We start from the raw sequence: 24,155 nt of genomic DNA on the forward strand, positions 1-24,155 counted from the left end.
GATGGAGTGGGGCCGGCGGAATCTTCGGATTCGGCCGGGTCGGTTCAGGGGCGCGGCACCTCGTGCGCGCGCAGTTCGTCGAGCGTGTTGATGTTGGAGAAGGCCGTGGCGTCGTCGAATGGCACCCGCGCCAGCCGTTGCGCGGTCACCCAGGTTTCGATCTTGCGGTGGCCGGCTTCCACATAGGCGCGCAGGCTGGCCGCGGCGGTTGCCGGCATCAGGCAGAACACGGGCTGCAGGCGTTGCCGGCCGTCCGCCTCCTCCACCAGCGGAATGGCGAGATCGGCACCCTCGGCTTCGATCGCGCGCGCCAGGCGAGCCACGAGGTCGAGCGGCAGAAACGGGGTATCGCAGGGCGCCGTGACCATCCAGCCCGTGCGGCACTGCGCCAGCGCGGCCAGCATGCCCGCCAGCGGCCCCGCGAAGCCGGGCAGATCGTCGTGGATCACCGGCAGGCCCAGCGCGGCATAGGTGTCCGCGTTGCGGTTCGCGCTGATCAGCAGGGTGCCGGCCTGGGGGGCGAGCCGGGCGAGCGTGTGGCGCACCAGCGGCTGGCCCTGGAACGGCTGCAACCCCTTGTCGACACCGCCCATGCGGCTGCCGCGCCCGCCGGCGAGGATCAGTCCGGTGATGTCGTCGCGCGCGATCATCCGCCGATGTAGGACATTTCGATCTTGCGCTCGGCCCGCGCCGCGCGGACGTCCGGGTTGCTGCGCTGCTCGGAGTAGTTGTCGCCACGGCCCTGCCAGACCTGGGCGATGGCATTGCCGATTGCGAGGTCGCTGTGGCCGCCGCGCAGCAGCGCGCGCAGGTCGTAGCCTTCGGTCGCGAACAGGCACAGGTAGAGCCGGCCCTCGGTGGATAGCCGGATGCGGCTGCAATCGCCGCAGAACGCGTGGGTGACGCTCGAAATCACGCCGATCTCGCCGCCGCCGTCACGGTAGCGCCAGCGCTCGGCGGTCTCGCCTGAATAGTTGGCCGACAGCGCTTCCAGCGGAAATGCCGCGTCGATGCGGCGCACGATGTCTGCCGAAGGCAGGACCTCGTCCATCTGCCAGTGGTTGCTGGCGCCCACATCCATGAACTCGATGAAGCGCACGATGATGCCGCTGTGCCGGAAGTGCTGCGCGATGGGTACGATTTCCTGGTCATTGGTGCCGCGCTTGACCACCATGTTGACCTTGATCGGCGCCAGGCCCACGGCCTGGGCCACCTCGATGCCGTGCAGCACGTCGCGCACGGCAAAATCCACATCGTTCATCTTGCGGAACGTGGTGTCGTCGATGGCATCCAGGCTGACCGTCACGCGGCTCAGGCCGGCGTCGCGCAGCGACCGCGCCTTGCGGGCCAGCAGCGAGGCGTTGGTGGTCAGCGTCAGGTCGAGCGGCTTGCCGGAGACGGTCTCGATGCGCGCCAGCATCTCGATCAGGCGCTCGATGTTCTTGCGCAGCAGCGGCTCGCCGCCCGTCAGCCGGATCTTCTCGACCCCCTGCGCCACGAACAACCGGGCCGCGCGCTCGATTTCCTCGAAGCTCAGCAGTTCGGAGTGGGGCAGGAAGGTGTAGTCCTTGTCGAACACTTCCTTCGGCATGCAATAGACGCAGCGGAAGTTGCAGCGGTCCGTGACCGAGATCCGCAGGTCGTGCAGCGGGCGTCCGCGCGTATCCGCGACGAGCCCGGTCGGCGCCGCCAGGCGCGCGGGGATGCTCGGCACCATCGACTTGTATCGATGGTCGCGCATGTCGAAGATCGGGATGACAGTGTCGGTCATGGCAGGGTCTGGCCGCGTCCGTCCCGCCGTGGGGTCCGGCGGTGGGGTACGGTGCGGCGTCTGCTGCCATTCTAGCCGCAAGCGGCAGGGCGACGTGCGCGGTGCTGTGGCGACCGCAATACAGTTGGCGGCCGGGCAGGGGAGTACAGCGCCGGCCTTTGCGCCGCATCGTGGCGGGCGGCGTGCGGAATGAAAAAGGGACGGCATGGCCGTCCCTTTCTCGTCACAACTGCAGCGGATTACTGCTGCTGCTGTTGCTGTTGCTGAGCCTCGGCGTCACCACCGGCCTTGCCCCCGGTTTCCACCAGGATCATCGGGCCTTGCGGCAGCGGCGGCAGCGGCTTGCGCTCGCGCTGCACACGCGGTGCCGGAGCGATGCGCGCGGCTGCTTCCTGCGCCGCAGCATGCTTGCTCGTGTCGGTGTGCACCCACTGCAGGCCGGCGGCTTCGAGCATCGGCTCGAGCGCGGCCTCGGTCACTGCCGGGGCAGCCACCGGAGCGGAAGCCGGAGCGGCCGGAGCGGCCGTAACGGCCGGAGCGGCTTCCACGGCCGGAACCGGCGCGGGCGACACATCAGGCGTGACGATGACCGGCTCGGCCACGACCGGAGCCGTGGCAACGGCCGGGACCTCGACCGGTGCCGGTGCGGCGATCGGCGCAGGTTCGACGTAGGCCGGCGCGGGCGGCACCACGGCTTCGGCCTGCGGCGCTGCCACGGCGGCGAACACGGGCTCGGCCGGCTGGGCCACGGGGGCCGGAGCCACCGGTGCCACGGACGCCTCGACGGCAGGCTCCACGCGGGTCACGGCGGTAGCCGGGGCCGGCTCGGCCTGCTGCACCGGAGCCGGTGCGGCAGCGACTTCCGAATCCGACTCGGATTCCGTCACGCCGCTGCTGACTTCCGCGAGGTTGCCTTCGTTGACTTCGAGGTTCTGCGCACCGTCCTCGCGTTCGCGGCGATAACGGTTGCGGCCACGACGGTTGCGGCGACGGCGTTCCTCGCCTTCCGCACCTTCCGCGCCCTCGACGGCTTCAACGCCATCGGCGTTCGCGGGCAGGGCGCTCACGGCTTCGCTGACAGCCTCGGCCGCGGCGAATGCCGGAGCAGCCTGGGCGGCTTCGAAAGCGGTCTGCGGGGCAGCGCCTTCGACCGGCAGTGCCTCGTCGGCCTCACGGCCCTCGGCGCGCTCACGCTGGCGATCGCGCTGACGCTCGCGGCGCTCCTGGTTGCGCTCGCGGCGGCCTTCCTGGCGGCCTTCGGTCCGGTCGCCCTGGGCGATGGCAGGCGTGGCCTGGCCTTCGCGCGGGGCGCGCGGCTGGCGCTCGCCACGCGGCTCGCGCGGCTCGCGGGCTTCGCGCTGTTCACGCGGCTCCCGGGCCTCACGCGGCTCGCGGGCCTCGCGCGGTTCACGCTGCTCGCGGCCTTCGCCACGCGCTTGCTCGGCACGCTCGCCGCGTTGGCCGCGGCCCTGGCGCTCACCACGCTCACCACGCTCGCCGCGTTCTGCACGGTCACCACGCTCGCCGCGCTCGCCGCGTTCACCCCGGCCCTGGCGGCCTTCGCCGCGCTCACCGCGCGGGCCTCGTTCGCCTCGGCCCTGGCGGCCTTCGCCGCGTGCCTGGGCATCGGCCGCCGGCTTGGCCGGCTCGGCCACCGGGGCCGGTGCCGGCCTGGCGCCGAACAGGCCCTTGAGCCAGGCAACGATGCCACCGCCCGTCACGGGCTGCGTGGCCGGCACGGGACGTGCGGCGGCCGGTTCCGTCTTCGGGGCGCGCTCGGCGCGCGGCACCGAGACCGGTGCCGGGGCGTCGGGCGTGATGCCCTTGACCGCGGCTTCCTGGCGCGGACGCGCGTCTTCCTTCTTGCGGCTGCTGTAGCTCGTGTCGGCTTCCAGTTCCTTGGCGGCGGCCTCGGCCATCCGGTAGCTGGCGGTCGAGTCTTCCAGGCGCGGATCGTCGTGGCGCAGGCGTTCGAGCTTGTAGTGCGGCGTTTCCAGATGCTTGTTCGGGATCAGCAGCACATTGACCTTGAAGCGCAGTTCGATCAGGTTGATGTCCTGGCGCTTTTCGTTCAGCAGGAAAGCGGCCACTTCCACCGGCACCTGGCAGTGGATGGCGGCCGTGTTTTCCTTCATCGCCTCTTCCTGGATGATGCGCAGCACCTGCAGGGCGGACGATTCGGTATCGCGGATGTGACCTGTTCCATTGCAGCGCGGGCAGGTGATGTGCGAGCCTTCGGACAGCGAAGGACGCAGGCGCTGGCGCGACAGTTCCATCAGGCCGAAGCGGCTGATCTTGCCCATCTGCACGCGGGCGCGGTCGTGGCGCAGCGCGTCCTTGAGGCGCGTTTCCACGTCCTTCTGGGCCTTGCCGGATTCCATGTCGATGAAATCGATCACGATCAGGCCGCCCAGGTCGCGCAGGCGCAACTGGCGGGCGATCTCGTCGGCTGCTTCCAGGTTCGTGCGCAGCGCGGTTTCCTCGATGTCCGCACCCTTGGTGGCGCGGGCCGAGTTCACGTCAACCGACACGAGGGCTTCGGTATGGTCGATCACGATGGCACCGCCCGAGGGCAGCATGACCATGCGCGAGTACGCCGACTCGATCTGGTGCTCGATCTGGAAGCGCGAGAACAGCGGCACGTCGTCGCGGTACTTCTTCACGCGGCTCATGTTGTCGGGCATGACCACGCTCATGAAGGCGCGGGCCTGCTCGTAGATCTCGTCGGTGTCGATCAGGATCTCGCCGATATCGGGCTGGAAGTAGTCGCGGATGGCACGGATGACCAGGCTCGATTCCAGATAGATCAGCAGCGGGGCCTTGTTGTCGCCGGCGGCGCCGTCGATGGCCTTCCACAGTTGCAGCAGGTAGTTCAGGTCCCACTGCAGTTCCTCGGCGGCACGGCCGATGCCGGCGGTGCGCGCGATGATGCTCATGCCTTCCGGCACCTGCAGCTGCGCCATGGTCTCGCGCAGTTCCTGGCGGTCCTCGCCCTCGATGCGGCGCGACACGCCGCCGCCGCGCGGGTTGTTGGGCATCAGCACCAGGTAGCGGCCGGCCAGCGAGATGAACGTGGTCAGGGCCGCGCCCTTGTTGCCGCGCTCTTCCTTCTCGACCTGGACGATCAGTTCCTGGCCTTCGTGCAGGGCGTCCTGGATGCGCGCGTTGCGCACGTCCACGCCGTCCTTGAAGAAGGCGCGGGCCACTTCCTTGAACGGCAGGAAGCCGTGGCGCTCTTCGCCGTAGTTGACGAAGCAGGCTTCCAGCGAGGGCTCGATACGGGTGATGACGCCCTTGTAGATGTTGCCCTTGCGCTGTTCGCGCCCGGCAGCCTCGATGTCGATATCGATCAGTTTCTGACCGTCGACGATGGCGACGCGCAGTTCTTCCTGTTGCGTCGCGTTGAACAGCATGCGTTTCATCGCAATACCTCACTCCAGTGTCGCGGGAGACCGGGTCATGTGTGGATCATGCCCGCGACGGTCCAGGGAGCACGCGAGGAAAGAGAGCGAGGACGGGAGAATTGCCGGAAATGGCCGACGCGTGTGCAACGCGGCCGGCTGGGCGCGGGTGAAAGGAGAGGCTGTCGGCGTTCTGGCCGCCCCGCGAACGGTGCGGGCGGTCCGCTGGGCCGGGAGAGGGCAAATGGGCCTGCTCCCGATGCAGCGACTTCTGGCGGATGCCGGCGGGCCGGCGACGGGCGCGGGGCGTGCCGTGTGGCAACAGCCTGCGCTACCCATCGCTGCCGGGCCGGGATGGCCAGGACGCGTCAAAGAGCAAACAATCCGGACGCGGCATGGCATGCCGAGCCAATCCCACCTGTTGCCGCATTCGGGCGCGCCGCTGCTTCTTGGCGTTCTGCGTCCGGGCGCCAGTGCCGCCTTGCCGTGGCACGGCATGGGGCGGCAAGTCGCGGCCGATACTCCAGGCGGATTGGCAGGGTTGCCTGCCGGGCCGGCACCGGTTCCCGGTGCGGGCGGTCTTCTCTCACCGTTACGGATGCCATGCAGCGGCATCCGCATTGAATTCTTTTCTGCCTGAACACTCTGTTTCCACGTGTCGGCCGGCTGTTTGCCGAAGGCGCCTCTGGGCGACTTCCTGCGTGCCGGCGCGGCGCGTGCGTGCTGCTGTTTGCCACCATTCGCCAATCCGGCGCCTGCGGGGTACGCAATGACGGGAGACTGGCCGGGTCGATGGCAACCCGAAGTGTAAAATGCGGAATTCCGCGCGGATACTGGTGGGACTACCCAAGACAAGGCTTGGTGTTTCCCGCACGGCGCCGTACCGGCCTGCCATGACAAAGGCGGGCATCACGATCCGGGTTTCGCGCAAAACATCGCTTACACACGTCGCGCGTTGCCGGTCCTTGGCCAGCAACAGCCGGGAAATTATATTGAAAATGAATGAGTTACGCCATCAAATTGAAACGGAGCCGCATGTGCGTCCCAGCGGGCTCCAGGTGGCGTATGTCACGATCGACGAAAGCGCCGAGGGTCAGCGCATCGACAACTTCCTGCTGAAGGTCGCCAAAGGGGTTCCCAAGAGTCATATCTACCGCGTGCTGCGCTCGGGCGAGGTGCGTGTGAACAAGGGGCGCATAGACGCTACCTATCGGCTTCAGCTTGGCGATGTGGTTCGCATTCCGCCCATGCGCGTGGCCGAGAAGGCTGCCGATGCCGGCCAGCACGTGCCCGCGGGCGATTTTCCGGTGCTGTTCGAGGACGCCCACCTGCTGGTCATCGACAAACCGGCAGGCGTGGCCGTGCACGGCGGCTCGGGCGTGGCGTTCGGCGTGATCGAACAGTTGCGCCGCGCCCGGCCCGAGGCCAAGTTCCTGGAACTGGTGCACCGGCTGGACCGCGAGACGTCGGGCGTGCTGGTGCTGGCCAAGAAGCGTTCGGCGCTGGTACATCTGCACGAGCAGATTCGCGGCAATGCCATGGACAAGCGCTACTACGCCTGCGTGGTGGGCGAATTCCAGAACGCGCGGCAGCACGTGAAGCTCCCTCTATATAAATACAGTACTGCCGATGGCGAGCGCCGCGTCCGGGTGCAAGCTGACGGGCTGGCTTCGCATACGGTGTTCAATCGCGTGAAGGCGTTCGAGGGCTACACGCTGCTGGAGGCCGAACTCAAGACCGGCCGGACCCACCAGATCCGCGTGCATCTGCAGTCCACCGGCTTCCCGATCGTCGGCGACGACAAGTACGGCGATTTTGCGCTGAACAAGTCACTTGCGCGCAGCGGTGCCCGTCCCGGCATCAAGCGGATGTTCCTGCACGCGCACCGGCTGACGCTCGTGCATCCCAATACGGGCGAGCCGATGACGGTCTCTGCGCCGCTTCCTGCCGAGTGTGTTGAATTTCTGCAACAATTGGGGCAGGGCGACGGCGCCTGAAGCTAAAAGCGCCCTTAACGCCACTTTAACTCACCGCATCGACCAAGGACTGCAATGGCCAGGCAGCGCTACGACCTGATCGTCTTCGACTGGGATGGAACCCTGATGGATTCCACGCCCACCATCGCCAAGTGCATTCAGCTGGCCAGCCGGGATCTGGGCCTGCCCGTGCCGGACGACAGCGCCGCCAGCCACGTGATCGGCCTTGGCCTCAAGGACGCCCTGTCGTACGCGGTGCCGACGCTCGATCCGGCCGACTATCCGCGCCTGGCCGACCGCTACCGCTTCCATTTCCTGACCCGCGACGCCGAGTTGGTGCTGTTCCCCGGGGCGCGCGAGATGCTGGAGGCGCTGCATGCAGAGCACTATTTCCTCGGCGTGGCCACCGGCAAGACCCGCGTGGGCCTGGAGCGCGCGCTGGCCAGTACCGGCGTGGGCAAGCTGTTCGATGCCACGCGTTGCGCCGACGAGACGTTCTCCAAGCCGCACCCGGCGATGCTGCACGAGCTGACCCGCGAGCTGGGCCAGGAGATCGAGCGGACCGTCATGATCGGCGACACGACGCACGATCTGCAGATGGCGGCCAATGCCGGAGCCCAGGGGCTCGGCGTGTGCTATGGCGCGCACCCGGCCGAGTCGCTGCGGGCGATGTCGCCGGTGCACTGCGCCACGTCGATCGCCGACCTGCAGGACTGGCTGCTGGCGAATGCCTGACGGCATGGGCGACTTTTTCGCGCCGCGCCGGCTCTGCGACACGGCGGCGCTGGCCGACGGCGGCGCGGGCGTGCGCTTTGCGGTATCGCTCAATGGCCGCGAGGTTGGCGCGTTCGTGGTGCGCTATGACGGAGTGGCCCACGGCTACCTGAATCAGTGCGCCCATGTGCCGATGGAGCTCGACTGGCAGGAGGGGCAGTTTTTCGACAGCGCGGGCCTATACTTGATGTGTGCGACACATGGCGCAACCTATGCGCCAGACACCGGCCTCTGCGTGGGCGGCCCTTGCCGGGGCGCCGCGCTGGCCAAACTCCGTATCGAGGAACGCGAGGGGGCGGTCTACTGGCTCCCCGAAGCGCCGTTTTTGCCGCCCGACGCCTGAGTCCATTTGCATGACAGAACAGCAGAAACCGCCGATGTCCGATCAACCGGGTCAACCTGGGCAGACGCCTGACGGCACGCCCCCCAGCAAACGGCTGGAAACCGTGGGCCGTGCCGACTATCCGCTGGAGCAGGAACTGGCCGACAGCGAGGCGTCGGCCCGCCGCGAGGCCGAGGATCGCCGCGCCCGCATTGCCGGCAAGAGCGGCAAGGGCGGTGCGCCCGTGGGGGGCAGCGCTGGCGGCTGGGAGCGCGACGTGCTCGAAAAGGTACTGATGGCCACGCTGCGCGAACAGCGCGCGGCGCGCCGCTGGAAGATTTTCTTCCGGCTGGTTTTCCTCGGCCTTTTCGCGCTGATCCTCTTCGCCGTGTTCGACTTCAAGGGCGACGGTATCGCCAGCACGTCGGGGCGGCACACGGCCATGGTCACGCTCGAAGGCGAGATCGCCGCCGGCACGCCGGCCGGGGCGGAATCGATCAATGCCTCGCTGCAGGCGGCCTTTGCCGATGCGACGGCCGCCGGCGTGATCCTCAAGATCAACTCGCCGGGCGGCTCGCCGGTCCAGGCGGGCATCATCAACGACGAGATCGCGCGGCTGCGCAAGACGTATCCGGACAAGCCGTTCTACGTGGTGGTGGAGGAAATCTGCGCGTCGGGCGGCTACTACGTGGCGGCGGCCGCCGACAAGATCTATGTCGACAAGGCCAGCATCGTGGGCTCGATCGGCGTGCTGATGGACGGGTTTGGCTTCACCGGCCTGATGGACAAGCTTGGCATCGAGCGCCGGCTTTACACGGCGGGGTCCAACAAGGGCATGCTCGACCCGTTCTCGCCGCAGGTGCCGCGCCAGAAGGCGTACGCGGAAACGATGCTCAAGGAAATTCACCAGCAGTTCATCAACGTGGTGAAGGAAGGGCGCGGCGATCGGCTCAAGGACGATCCGGAGCTGTTCTCGGGCCTGTTCTGGTCCGGCGAGCGCGCCGTGGAACTGGGCCTGGCCGATGGGCTGGGCAGCGCCGACTACGTGGCGCGCGACGTGCTCAAGGCCGAAGACATCGTCGACTACACGGTCAAGGAAAACATCGCCGAGCGCGTGGCCAAGCGGTTCGGCGCGGCGATGGGTTCCGCGGCAATGAAGGTCATGCTGCTGAACGCGGCCGCGCCGGCGGTACGGTAAGGCTATTGCGCCAGCAGCGAGAAGATCGCCGGGCGCTTCTGCAGTGCCAGCCGGTCGGGGCGCCAGGCCGAGACCGGCAGCGTGACGATGGTCTCGGTGGGTAGCGTGAGGTCCACCGCGATCGACAGCAGCGTGGTGCCGGCGCAATGCTGGCGCAGCGCGTCGAGCAGGGCGGCATTGCGGTAGGGCGTCTCGATGAAGACCTGGGTTTGGCGGGCCTTGCGCGAGTGGTGTTCCAGTTCGCGCAGTTTCTTGATGCGCTCGCCGGCATCCACCGGCAGGTAGCCATTGAAGGCGAAGCTCTGGCCATTGAGCCCGGACGCCATCACCGCCAGCAGAATCGAACTGGGCCCCACAAGCGGCTTGACCGGCACACCCCGCGTGTGGGCCAGGCGCACCAGGTCGGCACCGGGGTCGGCCACGGCCGGCACGCCGGCTTCGGAGAGCAGTCCGCCATCGCGGCCCGCGGCGATGGGATCGAGCAGCGCGGCCAGCTCGTTCGCCTTGGTATTGACGTTGAGTTCGCGGATCTCGATCTGCTGGATCGCGTGCGCCAGCGGACTCGTTTCGCCAAGCTTCTTCAGGAAGGCGCGCGCGGTCTTGGCGTTTTCGGCCACCAGATAGTCGAGCCGTGCCGCAATCTGCTGCACGCCGGCCGGGATCACATCGAGGACCGGATCGGCCTCGTCGCGCTTGCCCAGCGTATTGGGAATCAGGAACAGGGTGCCCGGCATCGCTCAAACTCCAAAAAACGGGTAGCGCGCCTGGCGCAGCATGCCGGTCAGCGCAATCAATGGCAGGCCGATCAGCGCAGTCGGGTCATCGGATTCCACGCGGGAGAGCAGCGCGATGCCCAGGCCCTCGGCCTTGGCGCTGCCGGCGCAGTCATAGGGCGTCTCGATGCGCAGGTAGGCGTCGAGTTCGGCATCGGACAGGTCGCGGAACGTGGCATGCGTCTGCACATCGGCCAGTTGGGCCACGCCGGTACGGCTGTCGAGCAGGCAGAGTGCCGAATGGAAGGTCACCGAACGGCCGCGCATCAGGCGCAACTGCGCCAGCGCCTTGTCGTGGCTGCCGGGTTTGCCAATTTGCTGGCCGTCGAGCGTGCAGACCTGGTCGGAGCCGATCACGAGCGCGCCCGGATGGCGCGCGGCAATCGCCTCGGCCTTGAGGCGCGACAGGCGCAGTGCGGTGGCCTCGGGTGCCTCGCCCGGCATCGGTGTTTCGTCGATGTCGGGCGTGGCGGTCTGGAAAGGGATGCGAAGCCGCGCCAGCAGTTCGCGGCGGTAGGGCGAGCTGGAGCCGAGGATCAGCGGCGGCAGGGTGTCAGGGGTCATGTCTGCTTGGAAAGGCTTGTATACTTTGACGGGCTGGCGATTTTCACCGTATAATCGCGCGTTTGGCTGCACAGGCGCATTCGCTGCCGACGAGTTGTGGCAAACCAGGCATTTTTCCCGATTCCGTCCGTATGAGTCAGCCGACCCAGCCAGCGGCTTCCGCCGCGGCGCCCGATTTGCGTGAGACCGATCTCTTTGCCTTCTGCCGCAAGGGCGGCAGCGCGGCGGGAGACCTGGCGGTGCGCGATTTGCCGCGCATCTTAGCCGAGACGGCCGCCGATGCGCCAGCGTCGGCCCGGGACGAGGTGTTCCATTACACGCTGACCGGTTTTGCCCACGACGAGGCCGCCGAACCGGGCGCGCCCGCCACGCAGCGGCTCTATGTCGATGTGACGGTAACGGGGCAGGTGTGGCTGGATTGCCAGCGTTGCCTTGGCGTGTATGCGGAACCCATCGCCACGGACATGCGTTTCGAGGTCGTGGCGACCGAGGAAGCGGCGGAAGAGGCATCCATGGAGGACGACGAGGTCGACGTGATCGTTGGCTCGAAGAAGTTCTCGATGCTCGAACTGATGGAAGACGAGGTGCTGCTGGCATTGCCGACGGCGCCCAAGCATGTGGTCTGTCCGACCGTGCACGAGTCGCTCGTGACCGGCGCGGATGGTGAGGTGGAGCCCGAGGCTCCGCCCGAGGAAGAAAAGCGGCCGTCGCCCTTCGCGGCGCTGGCCGGCCTGAAGACGAAGCACTGACGCCGCATCGCGCGGCCGGACGTTCGTCTTCACGGTAGCAGGATCAAGCACCCAGCCGGGCCCCGGCTACGCCTCGTGCAGGGTGCGTGTGTTAATATCGCAAAATTCTCGAAGGAGTCATCATGGCTGTTCAACAGAACAAGAAGTCGCCGTCCAAGCGCGGCATGCATCGTTCGCACGACCACCTGTCGGTCGCACCGCTGGCCGTCGAGCCGACCACCGGCGAAACGCACCTGCGTCACCACGTGAGCCCGAACGGCTACTACCGTGGTCGCAAGGTCATCAAGACCAAGAACGACTGACAGGCAGTCTGGCGTGACCCTGTGTCTCGCTCGCGCACGTTGTCAGGTGTAAGACAGGAAAGCGGCAAGCGCGTTGCCGCTTTTTTGTTGGGCGCTCGGCGCCCGCATGGCAGCGTATCCGCGCGTCCGGCTGGTTGCGTTCCCGACCGATGCGGCGGGTGCCGGCGCGCTTTCCGTATCAGGAAACAATGACGATCAAGCTCGCTATCGACTGCATGGGCGGCGATCACGGAGTCTCCGTGACGGTGCCGGCGGCGATCAGTTTTCTCTCCAGTCACGACGATGCCGAGATGATCCTGGTCGGCTTGCCCGACGCTATCGGCGCGCAGCTCAAGAAGCTGCATGCGGCGGATCACCCGCGCGTCACCATCGTCCCGGCGACCGAGATCATCACCATGGATGATCCGGTGGAAGTGGCGCTGCGCAAGAAGAAGGACTCTTCGATGCGCGTGGCAGTGACCCAGGTCAAGGAAGGCAAGGCCGGCGCCTGTATCTCGGCCGGCAATACCGGCGCGCTGATGGCGGTTTCCCGCTATGTGCTCAAGACCCTTGAGGGCATCGAGCGCCCGGCCATCGCCACCACGATCCCGAACGAACAGGGCTGGGGCACCACGGTGCTGGACCTCGGCGCCAACGCCGACTGCGAGCCGGAACACCTGCTGCAGTTCGCGCGCATGGCCGAGGCCATGGTCGCCGTGGTGGACCACAAGGACCACCCCACGGTGGGCCTGCTGAACATCGGCGAGGAAGTGATCAAGGGCAACGAGGTGGTCAAGGCCGCCGGCGAGCTGCTGCGCGCTTCCGAGCTGAACTTCTACGGCAACGTGGAAGGCAACGACATCTTCAAGGGCACGACCGACATCGTGGTCTGCGACGGCTTCGTCGGCAACGTGGCACTCAAGAGTACCGAGGGCCTGGCCAAGATGATCGGCAGCATGATCAAGGAAGAATTCACGCGCTCCTGGTTCACCAAGCTGCTGGCGGCCGTGGCCATGCCGGTGCTGTCGCGGCTGGCCCGCCGGCTCGACCCGGCGCGCTACAACGGCGCCTCGCTGCTGGGCCTGCGCGGGCTGGTGATCAAGAGCCATGGTTCCGCCGACGCCCATTCCTTTGAGTGGGCTATCAAACGCGGGTATGATGCCGCCAGAAATGGCGTCATCGAACGCATCGCCAGGGCCTTCGCCAACAAGTCCGGTGCCTCAGGCGCCGCGGCTGGCGGGCCGGAGACCGACGCCCCGGACCCACATTCCGACACGCGGGCCGCCTGAGGCCGATCGGCCGCAGCCGGCAGGCGGCCGAGCACCACGATCCGACACTTTCATGACCAAGTACGCAAAAATCATCGGTACGGGGAGCTATCTGCCTCCGCGGCGCGTGACGAATCACGAGCTGGCGGCGCAGCTGGCCGAGAAGGGCATCGAAACGAGCGACGAGTGGATCGTCTCGCGCAGCGGCATCTCGGCGCGCCACTGGGCCGAATCCGACGTGACGTCGAGCGACCTGGCCGTCAAGGCGGCCGAGCAGGCGATTGCGGCGGCCGGCATCGACCGTCAGGACATCGACCTGATCATCGTGGCCACGTCCACGCCCGATTTCGTGTTCCCGAGCACGGCCTGCCTGGTGCAGCAAAAGCTGGGCATCACGAACCAGTGCGCGGCGTTCGACCTGCAGGCGGTGTGCTCGGGCTTCGTCTACGCGATGTCGACCGCGGACAAGTTCATCCGCAGCGGCTCGCACAAGAACGTGCTGGTGATCGGCAGCGAGGTCTTCTCGCGCATCCTCGACTTCAACGACCGCACCACCTGCGTGCTGTTCGGCGACGGTGCCGGCGCCGTGGTGCTGTCGGCGTCGGACGAGCCGGGCATCCTGTCGTCCGCGATGCATTCGGACGGCGCCCACGTGGACGTCCTCTGCGTGCCGGGTAACGTTGCCGGCGGCGCGATCACGGGCAACGCCTTCCTGCACATGGATGGCCAGGCCGTGTTCAAGCTGGCCGTGACCGTGCTCGACAAGGTGGCCCGCGAGGCCATCGCCGCGGCCGGCATGGAGGCCAGCGAGATCGACTGGCTGGTGCCCCACCAGGCCAATATCCGCATCATGCAGGGCACGGCCCGCAAGCTTGGCCTGCCGGCCGGGCGCATGGTGGCGACCGTCCACGAGCACGGCAACACGTCCGCCGCCTCGATTCCGCTGGCACTCGACGTGGCCGTACGCGATGGCCGCATCCAGCCCGGCCAGACCGTGCTGCTGGAAGGCGTCGGCGGCGGCTTCACGTGGGGCGCGGTGCTGCTGCGCATGTAATATGCGGCCGGTGCGCCATTCCGCGAGAGTGCCGCGCCGCCCGACCAGATGAATAGCCAGGACTGGATTCCGATGAAATTCGCATTCGTATTCCCCGGACAGGGTTCGCAAGCGGTTGGCATGCTGAACGCGTTCGCCGACAACGCCGTGGTTCGCGCCACGCTCGACGAAGCATCGGCCGCGCTGGGCCAGGACATCGGCAAGCTGATCGCCGAGGGCCCCGCCGAAGAGCTGAACCTGACGACCAACACCCAGCCCGTGATGCTGACCGCCGCCGTGGCCGTGTACCGTGCCTGGCTCGATGCGGGTGGCCCCGCGCCGGCGCTGGTGGCTGGCCACAGCCTGGGCGAGTACTCGGCGCTGGTGGCTGCGGGCGTGATCCCGTTCGCCGAGGCAGTGCCGCTGGTGCGCTTCCGTGCGCAGGCCATGCAGGAAGCCGTGCCGGTGGGCGAGGGCGGCATGGCCGCGATCCTCGGCCTGTCCGACGACGACGTGCGCGCGGCCTGTGCCGAGGCGGCCGCCGCCGGCGTGGGCGTGGTGGAAGCGGTGAACTTCAATGCGCCGTCCCAGGTGGTGATCGCCGGGAACAAGGCTGCCGTGGAAAAGGCGTGCGAGATGGCCAAGGCCAGGGGCGCCAAGCGCGCACTGCCGCTGCCGGTGTCGGCGCCGTTCCACTCGTCGCTGCTGAAGCCGGCCTCGGACCGCCTGCGCGAGCGCATGGCCGGCCTGGCCTTTGCCTCGCCGTCGATCCCGCTGGTCAACAATGTCGACGTGGCCATCGTCAGCGATCCGGAGCAGATCAAGGATGCACTGGTGCGCCAGGCCGCTGCGCCGGTGCGCTGGGTCGAGTGCGTGCAGAAAATGGCGGCCGAGGGCGTGACGCATGTCATCGAATGCGGCCCCGGAAAAGTTCTCGCCGGCATGACCAAGCGCATCGACGGCAACCTCGTCGGTGGTGCAATCTTCGATCAGGCATCGCTGCAGGAAACGCTGGCGCTGCTGAAGTAAGAACAAGGAACGACGCAACATGAGCAAGACTCTGGACAATCAGGTCGCGCTGGTCACGGGCGCCTCGCGCGGCATCGGCCGGGCGATCGCGCTGGAACTGGCGCGGCAGGGTGCCACGGTGATCGGCACGGCCACGAGCGAATCGGGTGCTGCCGCGATCGGCGAGTACCTGGCGGCCGAAGGCCTGAAGGGCAACGGCGTGGTGCTGAACGTCAACGACGCGGCCCGCTGCGACGCGGTGATCGACGAGATCGTCAAGACGCACGGCGGCCTGGCGGTACTCGTGAACAACGCCGGCATCACCCAGGACCAACTGGCGATGCGGATGAAGGACGACGACTGGACCGCGGTCATCGACACGAACCTGACCGCCGTCTTCCGCCTGGCACGGGCCGTGCTCCGTCCGATGATGAAGGCCCGTGGCGGCCGGATCATCAACATCACCTCGGTGGTGGGCTCGACGGGCAATCCGGGTCAGATGAACTATGCCGCCGCCAAGGCTGGCGTGGAGGGCATGACGCGTGCGCTGGCCGCCGAGATCGGCAGCCGCAACGTGACGGTCAACTGCGTCGCACCCGGATTCATCGATACCGACATGACCAAGGTCCTGTCGGACGAGCAGCATGCAGCACTCAAGGCCCGCATTCCGCTGGGCCGTCTGGGCCAGCCGGAAGACATCGCCAACGCGGTGGCATTCCTGGCAGGTCCGCAGGCCGCCTACGTCACGGGCACTACGCTGCACGTGAACGGCGGCATGTATATGAACTGATTGCGGAAACCGGTTCGCTTTTGGTGAAGAAGCTGAAAGAAGCCGGGTGAAGCGGTAGTTTTTCACACCAATCGGGCGCGAATCTTGCAAAGCACGGCAGGCAGATTTTTTGCGGTACAAACCTGCTAAAATGCGCCCACTTTTTGTCGAACTTCCCTGGAGGGTTACATGGACAATATCGAACAACGCGTCAAGAAAATCGTGGCTGAACAGCTTGGCGTGGCCGAGGCAGATATCAAGAACGAATCGTCGTTCGTGAATGACCTCGGTGCGGACTCGCTGGACACGGTTGAACTCGTGATGGCGTTGGAAGATGAATTCGGCATGGAAATTCCTGATGAGGAAGCCGAAAAGATCACGACCGTGCAACAAGCCATCGACTACGCTACCGCGCACGTCAAGGCCTAAGCCGTCGTCATCGAATTCCGAGCCACAGAAGGCGCACGGAAGGGGCCGTTACGGTCCTGCCGTGATGTTTTCTGTGGCTTTCGTCTGTTCGAAGAAGTGGATCTGCACGATCTCGCCAGATGCGCCGCGTACGATGCCAGTCATCTAACGGCAGTCCGGGCCGGATACTGAAACCTTGCTGTTCCGCTTCACGCACTCGTAGGAAATCATAGTGAGCCGTCGTCGCGTCGTCGTCACTGGGCTTGGCCTTGTGTCTCCGGTCGGAAACACGGTTGCCGAAGGCTGGGCCAACCTGGTTGCCGGCAAGTCCGGCATCGCCACCATTACCAAATTCGATCACTCCGCCCTGGCAGTGCATTTTGCCGGCGAAGTGAAGGGCTTCAATGCCGAGGAATATATCCCGGCCAAGGAAGCCCGCCATATGGATACGTTCATCCATTTTGGCATTGCGGCCGGTTCGCAGGCGCTGAAGGACAGCGGCCTGGAAATCACCGAAGCCAATGCCGACCGGATCGGCGTGCTCGTGGGCTCCGGCATCGGCGGCCTGCCGATGATCGAAGACACCCAGATCGAGCTGTCGAACCGCGGCCCGCGCCGGATCTCGCCGTTCTTCGTGCCGGGCTCGATCATCAACATGATCTCGGGCCACCTGTCGATCATCCACGGCATCAAGGGCCCGAACCTGGCCGCCGTGACGGCCTGCACCACCGGCCTGCACAGCATTGGCCTGGCCGCCCGCCTGATCCAGGCCGGCGACGCCGATGCCATGCTGGCTGGCGGTGCGGAATCGACGGTCTCGCCGCTCGGCATCGGCGGTTTCGCCGCCGCGCGCGCGCTGTCGACGCGCAACGATGATCCCGCCACGGCCTCGCGCCCGTGGGACAAGGACCGCGACGGCTTCGTGCTGGGCGAGGGTGCCGGCGTGCTGATGCTGGAAGAGTACGAATCGGCCAAGGCACGCGGTGCTCGCATCTATGCCGAACTCGTGGGCTTCGGCATGAGCGGCGATGCGTTCCACATGACCGCCCCGAGCACCGACGGTCCGCGCCGCTGCATGGCAGCCGCCATCAAGGATGCCGGCATCAACGTGGACGAGGTGCACTACCTCAATGCGCACGGCACCTCGACGCCGCTGGGCGACAAGAACGAAAGCGAAGCCATCAAGCTGGCTTTCGGCGATCACGCCTACAAGATGGTCGTGAATTCCACCAAGTCGATGACGGGTCACCTGCTGGGTGGCGCGGGCGGCCTGGAATCGGTCTTCACGGTGCTGGCGATCCACAACCAGGTGTCGCCGCCGACGATCAACATCTTCAACCAGGATCCCGAGTGCGACCTGGACTATGTGGCCAACACGGCACGCGAGATGAAGATCGACGTGGCCGTGAAGAACAATTTCGGCTTCGGCGGTACCAACGGCACGCTGGTGTTCCGCCGCGTCTGACCCTGGCCGGGGTTGCGTGATACCGGGGCGTTCCGCAGGGATTCGCCCCGGTTTCTCTTTGCGCCCGGGGTTGCACGGCGGTGCAACCGGTAAGCCGGGTGGCGGAACCAAATTGCGTATTTGCGGTCACAGAATGCGCTCTGCGACACCCGCGGGTGGCCCGATCGTAGGTAAAATACAACGCTTGTCGTAACGACGAAACCAAGAGATACACTGCAGCAGGTGAACCATTCGTGAGCGAACGCGAAGCCGATCAGCTTCTTGTTGAACGCGTCCAGCAGGGCGACAAACGGGCCTTTGAGCTGCTGGTGGTCAAGTACCACCGCAAGATCATCCGCCTGATTTCGCGCCTTGTCCGGGACCCCGCCGAGGTGGAGGATGTGGCGCAGGATGCCTTTATCAAGGCGTACCGCGCCTTGCCCCAGTTCCGGGGCGAATCCGCCTTCTACACATGGCTGTACCGTATCGCCGTCAACACTGCCAAGAACCACCTGGCCACCCAGGGAAGGCGTCCCGAAGCGTCCAGCGACATCGATGCCGAAGAGGCTGAAACTTTTGCGGACGGTGAGCAACTAAGGGATATCAATACGCCGGAGTCCATGCTCCATACCCGCCAGGTCGCCGACACGGTGAACCGCGCGATGGAGGCATTGCCGGAAGAATTACGTACCGCCATCACGCTGCGCGAGATCGAAGGCCTCAGCTACGAGGAGATCGCGGAGGCGATGGGGTGCCCGATCGGGACGGTGCGCTCGCGGATTTTCCGGGCGCGTGAAGCGATCGCCGACAAATTGCGGCCCCTGCTGGGAACGGCTGAGGGCAAGCGGTGGTAGTGAGAATGTCGTGCAGCCAGCGTTGCAGCCTATTCCTGCATCGATAAACGACAAGGTAGTGACGGGATTTATCGGTGTTCAATGGAATTTCTTGGGGTTGGAAATGGGTCAGGCTCATAAGCAGTCGGTTCATGTAATGGAAGCAGCGGAGCAGATCTCGGTCCTGATGGACGGTGAGCTTGCTGCGCACGAAGTCGACGAGGCGCTCGGCATCGCCAAGGGCGAGGCCGGCATGGGCGACTGGTCGATGTACCAGTTGATCGGCGACACGCTGCGCTCGGAAGACCTGACGCATGTCGGCTCGACCGGCGACTTTCTCTCGCGCTTCTCGGCGCAACTCGAAGCAGAACCGCACGTGCTGGTGCCCGCCGTGGCAGCTGCCGCCGCCGGACGCCAGCGACTGCTGGTGCGCCCGTCGTGGGTCCGCCGCGTGGTGCCGGGCACGGCAATCGCCGCCGCCGTGGCTGCGGTGAGCTGGGTGGTGGTGCCGCAGATGCGTGGCACGACCGATGGCGGCGCGCCCGATGCGATCGTGGCGCGTATCGACCAGCAACCGGGTGCCACCGTCAAGGCCGGCGCGCCGGCAGCGGCTACCTCGGGTGCCATCGTCGCCGTCTCCGCGGACAGCGCGCAGATGATCCGCGACCCGCGCCTGGACGAGTACCTGCGCGCGCATCGCACGTCCGTGGCCACCGATGCCTTCGTGCCGACCATGCGCACGGTGGCCAATGGTGCCAACTTCTCCCAGGATAATTCGCAGGAATAATGCCGGACATGCAGAAAGGACGGTCGTCCGCCAACGGAGCGGGCGTACGCGGAAAGAAGGGCCTGAGCAGGTCCTTTTTTCTGGCCTTGTGCCTGACCGCTGCCGCCGCAACCGCGCAGCCGCAGTCGTCTGAGAATACGCTGAACCGGCGCGATGCCACGGCGTGGCTGAACAAGATTCATCGCGCGGCGCAGCGCGAAAACTACGTTGGCACGCTGATCTATCAGCGTGGCAGCGTGATGCACGCGTCGCGGATCCAGCACTACAGCGATCTGACGAATAACGAGTACGAACGCCTGGAAACGCTCGACGGCAAGCCGCGCGAGGTGTTGCGGCAGAACGATGTCGTGCACAGCCTGATTCCCGAAGCGAAGCTCGTGGTCGTGGAGAAGCAGGAAGCCAAGGATCGGTTCCCGGCGCTGCTGGCGACGAACAAGGGCGACGTGCTCGATCTCTACGACATGCGCAAGCTGGCTGCCGAACGCGTGGCCGGCGTGGAGTGCGAAGTCTTCGCGCTGGAACCGCATGACACGGCGCGCTATGCCGTGCGGCTCTGGGCCGACCGCAACTCGGGCCTGCTGATGCGTGCCCAGACGCTGGGCGAGGGCGGCAAGGTACTCGAACAGGTTGCGTTCTCGCAGGTCGATATCGGCGTGCCGTCGGACAAGCAGCGGATTCTGAGCGCCATCAAGGGTGCCGGTTCGTGGAACCGCTACGAGGTGACCTACCAGCCGGCCAACATCGCCGACGAAGGCTGGACGATCCATACGCCGCTCAAGGGTTTTCAGAAGATCCGCGAAGTCCGCCGCCCGCTCGGCGAACTCCGTGCGCCGGCGCAGGGCAACAAGCCCGGTGCCGTGTTCGAGGTCCTGCAGATCGTGTACAGCGACGGCCTGACCGGCCTGTCGGTGTTCATCGAGCCGGTCTCGGAGCAGCGCGCCCGCCGCGAAGGCGTGGCGTCGCTCGGTGCCACCCAGGTGGTGGTACGGCGCGTCAATGATTTCTGGGTGACCGTAGTGGGCGAGGTGCCTGCCGCCACGGTGAAGCAGTTTGCCGCCGGCGTGGAGTACCGCCCGCCCAAGGTACACTGACCAGAATCTGGCCTGGCCGCGGAGGGCGGCGTACCCTCCGGCGGGCCGCCAGGCAGCACGCATCGCGGCCGCTTCGGCCTGAAGTCCGCCGCGACGCATTCGTTTCTCGCTGATTTCCCGGGAGTTCGTTCGATGATTTCCAGATCCCCAGCCCTGGCGCGGGCCATGGTCATGGCGGCCATGCTCGTGCTCGGCCCTGCCGTTTCCGAAGTTGGGTACGCCCAGGCGGCGGCCGCGAACTACAACCTGCCTGATTTCACGGACCTGGTAGAGAAGGCCAGTCCTGCCGTCGTCAACATCCGGACGACCGAGCGCGTGCGATCGCGCGGCGGCAACTCGCCCGAAGACGACGAGATGGCGGAATTCTTCCGCCGCTTCTTCGGTGTGCCGATGCCGGGCGTGCCTACGCCGCCGCGCCGCGGCCAGCCGCCGCAGGGCCAGGGCCCGCAGGGTGAGGAGCAGAGCCGGGGCGTGGGCTCGGGCTTTATCACGAGCCAGGACGGCTATGTGATGACCAATGCACACGTTGTAGCCGATGCCGAGACGATCTATGTCACGCTGCCCGACAAGCGCGAGTTCAAGGCCAAGCTGATCGGCACCGACAAGCGCACCGACGTGGCGTTGCTCAAGATCGAGGCGACCGGGCTGCCGCGCCTGACACTGGGCGATTCCGACAAGATCCGGCCCGGTGAGTGGGTGCTCGCCATCGGTTCGCCCTTCGGTCTGGACAACAGCGTGACCGCTGGCATCGTCTCGGCCAAGGGTCGGGATACCGGCGATTACCTGCCATTCATCCAGACCGACGTGGCGGTGAACCCCGGCAACTCGGGCGGGCCGCTGATCAACCTGCGCGGCGAGGTCATCGGCATCAATTCGCAGATTTACAGCCGCAGCGGCGGCTACATGGGCATCTCGTTTGCGATTCCGATCGACGAGGCGCTGCGGGTGACCGAGCAACTGAAGGCCAGCGGCAAGGTGACGCGGGGCCGGATCGCAGTGGCGATCGGCGATGTGACCAAGGAAGTGGCGGATTCGCTGGGCCTGGGCCGTGCGCGTGGCGCGCTGGTCGGCAGTGTCGAGCCGGGCGGCCCCGCCGAGAAGGCTGGGATCGAGGCTGGCGACATCATCCTGAAGTTCAATGGCCGCGACATCGAAAAGGCATCGGATCTGCCGCGCATGGTCGGCGATACCAAGCCGGGTGCGCGCGTGCCGCTGCAGGTCTGGCGCAAGGGTCAGACGCGCGATGTGCAGATTACCGTGGCCGAACTCGAGCCGGATGGCGCACGCACGGCGGCCCGCAAGGGTGACCGGCGCGGCAACGGTGCCGAGGAACAGCCGGGCACCAAGCCCAATGCCCTGGGGCTGATCGTCAACGACATCGCGGAAACGCGGCTGCGCGAGCTGAAGATCAAGTCCGGCGTCGAGGTCGAGGCCGCCGATGGCCCGGCGGCGCGGGCCGGCATTCGCCCCGGCGACATCATCCTGCGTCTGGGTGATGCGGATGTGGCCAACGCGAAGCAGTTCAACGAGATGGTCAAGGCACTCGACAAGAGCAAGATGGCTGCCGTGTTCGTGCGGCGTGGCGATGCCACGCAGGTGCTGACGCTGCGTCCGAGCCAGAACCGCTGAGGCCGGCCGGCGCGCCTGCCGGAGCCTGAGTCGCGCGCCGGGCCGGAGGGTCCGGCGCGTTTCGTTTGGGCGGATGCACCGGCAGGCATGCCGCCGGCGCCGCCCGGCGGGGCTGCCGCCCTTATTTCATGTGCCGGAAGTCCTTGAAACTACGGTAAAATCGCGGATTGGCGCAAATCCTGCGTCCCACCATTCTTGCCGCGCCCGCTCGTCCTCCGTGATGCCGCCGGGCACCGCCTGCGTTTCCCTGAAGACTAGATGGACCATATTCGTAATTTCTCGATCATCGCCCACATCGACCACGGCAAATCCACGCTGGCCGACCGGATCATTCAGCGCTGTGGCGGGCTGTCGGATCGGGAAATGGAGGCGCAGGTGCTCGACTCGATGGATATCGAGAAGGAGCGCGGCATCACCATCAAGGCGCAGACCGCGGCCCTGAGCTACAAGGCGCGCGATGGCAAGGTCTACAACCTGAACCTGATCGACACGCCGGGGCACGTCGACTTCAGCTACGAAGTCAGCCGCTCGCTGTCGGCTTGCGAGGGCGCGCTGCTGGTGGTGGACGCCTCGCAGGGTGTCGAGGCGCAGACCGTGGCCAACTGCTACACGGCCATCGAACTGGGCGTGGAAGTGGTGCCTGTGCTCAACAAGATCGACCTGCCCTCGGCAGACCCCGACAACGCCAAGCAGGAAATCGAGGACGTCATCGGCATCGATGCCAGCGACGCCACGTTGTGCTCGGCCAAGACCGGCCTGGGCGTGGAGGACGTGATCGAGGCGATGATTGCCCGCGTGCCGCCGCCCGAGGGCGACCCGGCCGCGCCGCTGCAGGCGCTGATCATCGATTCGTGGTTCGACAACTACGTTGGCGTGGTGATGCTGGTGCGCGTGGTCAACGGCACGCTGCGTCCCAAGGACAAGATCCTGCTGATGGCCACGGGCGCGCAGCACCTGACCGAACAGGTGGGTGTGTTCTCGCCGAAGTCGATCCAGCGCGACGCGCTGACGGCCGGCGAGGTGGGTTTCGTGATCGCCGGCATCAAGGAACTGAAGGCCGCCAAGGTGGGGGATACGATCACCACGCTGACGCGCCGCGCCGAAGCGCCGCTGCCGGGCTTCAAGGAAGTCAAGCCGCAGGTGTTCGCTGGCCTGTATCCGGTGGAATCGAACCAGTACGAGGCGCTGCGCGAATCGCTGGAGAAACTGCGACTGAACGACGCCTCGCTGATGTTCGAGCCGGAAGTGTCGCAGGCGCTGGGCTTCGGTTTCCGTTGCGGCTTCCTGGGCCTGCTGCATATGGAAATCGTGCAGGAGCGGCTTGAGCGCGAGTTCGACATGGACCTGATCACGACCGCGCCGACCGTGGTCTATCAGGTGCAGATGCGCGACGGGTCGATCATTACCGTGGAAAACCCGGCCAAGATGCCGGACGCGACCCGGATCGAGGCCATCCTGGAGCCGATCGTCACGGTGAACCTGTACATGCCGCAGGATTATGTCGGCTCGGTGATCACGCTGTGCACGCAGAAGCGCGGCACGCAGGTCAACATGAGCTACCACGGCAAGCAGGTGCAACTGACCTATGAAATTCCGATGGCGGAAATCGTGCTCGATTTCTTCGATCGACTGAAGTCGGTGTCGCGCGGTTATGCGTCGATGGATTACGAATTCAAGGAATATCGTCCGTCCGACGTGGTCAAGGTCGACATCCTGATCAACGGCGACAAGGTCGATGCACTGTCCGTCATCGTCCACCGTTCGAATTCGCAGTATCGCGGCCGCGAGGTGGCGGCCAAAATGCGCGAGATCATTCCGCGCCAGATGTACGACGTGGCGATCCAGGCGGCCATCGGCGTCAATATCATTGCCCGCGAGAACGTCAAGGCGCTGCGCAAGAACGTGCTGGCCAAGTGCTACGGCGGCGATATCTCGCGCAAGAAGAAACTGCTGGAAAAGCAGAAGGCCGGCAAGAAGCGCATGAAGCAGGTGGGCACCGTGGAAATCCCGCAGGAGGCTTTCCTGGCGATTCTGCAGGTGGACGACAAATAAGGCGTGCCGCACCGGCGCTGACAA

The 24,155-nt window shown here is 66.2% G+C and carries 22 protein-coding genes; 17 read left to right on the forward strand and 5 right to left on the reverse strand.

Going from position 1 to position 24,155, the window contains the following annotated elements; all coding sequences use genetic code 11:
• Positions 1 to 44: 44 nt before the first annotated feature.
• The 3 genes from mobA to EV147_RS03065 all read right to left on the reverse strand — a co-directional run bounded on the left by mobA (position 45) and on the right by EV147_RS03065 (position 5,193).
• Positions 45 to 650, reverse strand: a complete 606-nt coding sequence (gene mobA, locus EV147_RS03055) for a molybdenum cofactor guanylyltransferase MobA (RefSeq protein WP_130389641.1) — start codon at positions 648 to 650, stop codon at positions 45 to 47.
• Complete coding sequence (gene moaA / locus EV147_RS03060; protein ID WP_130389642.1) at positions 647 to 1,771, reverse strand: GTP 3',8-cyclase MoaA; 1,125 nt, start codon at positions 1,769 to 1,771, stop codon at positions 647 to 649. Before moaA ends, mobA begins: the two co-directional genes overlap by 4 nt.
• A gap of 239 nt (positions 1,772 to 2,010) precedes the next feature.
• The gene (locus EV147_RS03065) at positions 2,011 to 5,193 is read right to left on the reverse strand and encodes an Rne/Rng family ribonuclease (protein ID WP_130389643.1); all 3,183 of its coding nucleotides are present in this window, start codon (positions 5,191 to 5,193) and stop codon (positions 2,011 to 2,013) included.
• Between the two features lie 977 nt (positions 5,194 to 6,170).
• Between EV147_RS03065 and EV147_RS03070 the strand changes: the two genes are divergently transcribed.
• From EV147_RS03070 to EV147_RS03085, 4 genes are read left to right on the forward strand one after another with little or no spacing between them, the layout of a single operon-like run.
• Positions 6,171 to 7,169, forward strand: coding sequence for an RluA family pseudouridine synthase (locus EV147_RS03070; RefSeq protein WP_130389644.1), 999 nt, complete (start codon positions 6,171 to 6,173; stop codon positions 7,167 to 7,169).
• A gap of 54 nt (positions 7,170 to 7,223) precedes the next feature.
• Positions 7,224 to 7,883 (forward strand): HAD-IA family hydrolase, encoded by a 660-nt coding sequence (locus tag EV147_RS03075; protein ID WP_130389645.1) that lies wholly within the window; start codon positions 7,224 to 7,226, stop codon positions 7,881 to 7,883.
• On the forward strand, positions 7,876 to 8,265 hold the full coding sequence (locus tag EV147_RS03080; protein WP_130389646.1) for a Rieske (2Fe-2S) protein: 390 nt from the start codon (positions 7,876 to 7,878) through the stop codon (positions 8,263 to 8,265). Before EV147_RS03075 ends, EV147_RS03080 begins: the two co-directional genes overlap by 8 nt.
• Positions 8,266 to 8,275: 10 nt before the next feature.
• A complete protein-coding gene (locus tag EV147_RS03085) occupies positions 8,276 to 9,442 on the forward strand; it encodes a S49 family peptidase (protein ID WP_130389647.1) in 1,167 nt (388 codons plus the stop codon).
• A 2-nt stretch (positions 9,443 to 9,444) separates the two neighbouring features.
• On the opposite strand, the gene EV147_RS03090 is transcribed toward EV147_RS03085, so the two are convergent.
• Both EV147_RS03090 and EV147_RS03095 read right to left on the reverse strand, forming a co-directional pair.
• Positions 9,445 to 10,176, reverse strand: a complete 732-nt coding sequence (locus tag EV147_RS03090) for an SAM-dependent methyltransferase (RefSeq protein WP_130389648.1) — start codon at positions 10,174 to 10,176, stop codon at positions 9,445 to 9,447.
• Positions 10,177 to 10,179: 3 nt separating this feature from the next.
• A complete protein-coding gene (locus EV147_RS03095; protein WP_130389649.1) occupies positions 10,180 to 10,779 on the reverse strand; it encodes a Maf-like protein in 600 nt (199 codons plus the stop codon).
• Between the two features lie 131 nt (positions 10,780 to 10,910).
• Between EV147_RS03095 and EV147_RS03100 the strand changes: the two genes are divergently transcribed.
• From EV147_RS03100 to lepA, 13 genes are all read left to right on the forward strand, one after another.
• Positions 10,911 to 11,528 (forward strand): DUF177 domain-containing protein, encoded by a 618-nt coding sequence (locus EV147_RS03100; protein WP_130389650.1) that lies wholly within the window; start codon positions 10,911 to 10,913, stop codon positions 11,526 to 11,528.
• 122 nt (positions 11,529 to 11,650) lie between these two features.
• Positions 11,651 to 11,830, forward strand: coding sequence for a 50S ribosomal protein L32 (gene rpmF / locus EV147_RS03105; RefSeq protein ID WP_008644820.1), 180 nt, complete (start codon positions 11,651 to 11,653; stop codon positions 11,828 to 11,830).
• Positions 11,831 to 12,018: 188 nt separating this feature from the next.
• Entirely contained in the window at positions 12,019 to 13,098 is a 1,080-nt protein-coding gene (gene plsX / locus EV147_RS03110; protein ID WP_130389651.1) for a phosphate acyltransferase PlsX, read from the forward strand.
• Between the two features lie 52 nt (positions 13,099 to 13,150).
• The gene (locus EV147_RS03115; RefSeq protein WP_130389652.1) at positions 13,151 to 14,131 is read left to right on the forward strand and encodes a beta-ketoacyl-ACP synthase III; all 981 of its coding nucleotides are present in this window, start codon (positions 13,151 to 13,153) and stop codon (positions 14,129 to 14,131) included.
• 72 nt (positions 14,132 to 14,203) lie between these two features.
• Complete coding sequence (fabD, locus tag EV147_RS03120; protein ID WP_130389653.1) at positions 14,204 to 15,139, forward strand: ACP S-malonyltransferase; 936 nt, start codon at positions 14,204 to 14,206, stop codon at positions 15,137 to 15,139.
• A gap of 19 nt (positions 15,140 to 15,158) precedes the next feature.
• Positions 15,159 to 15,908: a 3-oxoacyl-ACP reductase FabG gene (gene fabG, locus EV147_RS03125; RefSeq protein WP_130389654.1), complete on the forward strand. Its 750-nt coding sequence runs from the start codon at positions 15,159 to 15,161 to the stop codon at positions 15,906 to 15,908.
• Positions 15,909 to 16,076: 168 nt separating this feature from the next.
• Complete coding sequence (gene acpP, locus EV147_RS03130; protein ID WP_008644813.1) at positions 16,077 to 16,316, forward strand: acyl carrier protein; 240 nt, start codon at positions 16,077 to 16,079, stop codon at positions 16,314 to 16,316.
• A gap of 211 nt (positions 16,317 to 16,527) precedes the next feature.
• Positions 16,528 to 17,760 (forward strand): beta-ketoacyl-ACP synthase II, encoded by a 1,233-nt coding sequence (gene fabF, locus EV147_RS03135; protein WP_130389655.1) that lies wholly within the window; start codon positions 16,528 to 16,530, stop codon positions 17,758 to 17,760.
• A 233-nt stretch (positions 17,761 to 17,993) separates the two neighbouring features.
• On the forward strand, positions 17,994 to 18,593 hold the full coding sequence (gene rpoE, locus EV147_RS03140) for an RNA polymerase sigma factor RpoE (protein ID WP_130389656.1): 600 nt from the start codon (positions 17,994 to 17,996) through the stop codon (positions 18,591 to 18,593).
• Positions 18,594 to 18,696: 103 nt separating this feature from the next.
• Positions 18,697 to 19,359, forward strand: coding sequence for a sigma-E factor negative regulatory protein (locus EV147_RS03145; RefSeq protein ID WP_130389657.1), 663 nt, complete (start codon positions 18,697 to 18,699; stop codon positions 19,357 to 19,359).
• 8 nt (positions 19,360 to 19,367) lie between these two features.
• Positions 19,368 to 20,450 (forward strand): MucB/RseB C-terminal domain-containing protein, encoded by a 1,083-nt coding sequence (locus EV147_RS03150; RefSeq protein WP_130389658.1) that lies wholly within the window; start codon positions 19,368 to 19,370, stop codon positions 20,448 to 20,450.
• A gap of 132 nt (positions 20,451 to 20,582) precedes the next feature.
• Positions 20,583 to 22,079: a DegQ family serine endoprotease gene (locus tag EV147_RS03155; protein WP_130389659.1), complete on the forward strand. Its 1,497-nt coding sequence runs from the start codon at positions 20,583 to 20,585 to the stop codon at positions 22,077 to 22,079.
• A 258-nt stretch (positions 22,080 to 22,337) separates the two neighbouring features.
• On the forward strand, positions 22,338 to 24,131 hold the full coding sequence (gene lepA, locus EV147_RS03160) for a translation elongation factor 4 (RefSeq protein ID WP_130389660.1): 1,794 nt from the start codon (positions 22,338 to 22,340) through the stop codon (positions 24,129 to 24,131).
• Positions 24,132 to 24,155: the final 24 nt, after the last annotated feature.

Source organism: Cupriavidus agavae, assembly GCF_004217045.1.
Lineage (GTDB): Bacteria > Pseudomonadota > Gammaproteobacteria > Burkholderiales > Burkholderiaceae > Cupriavidus > Cupriavidus agavae.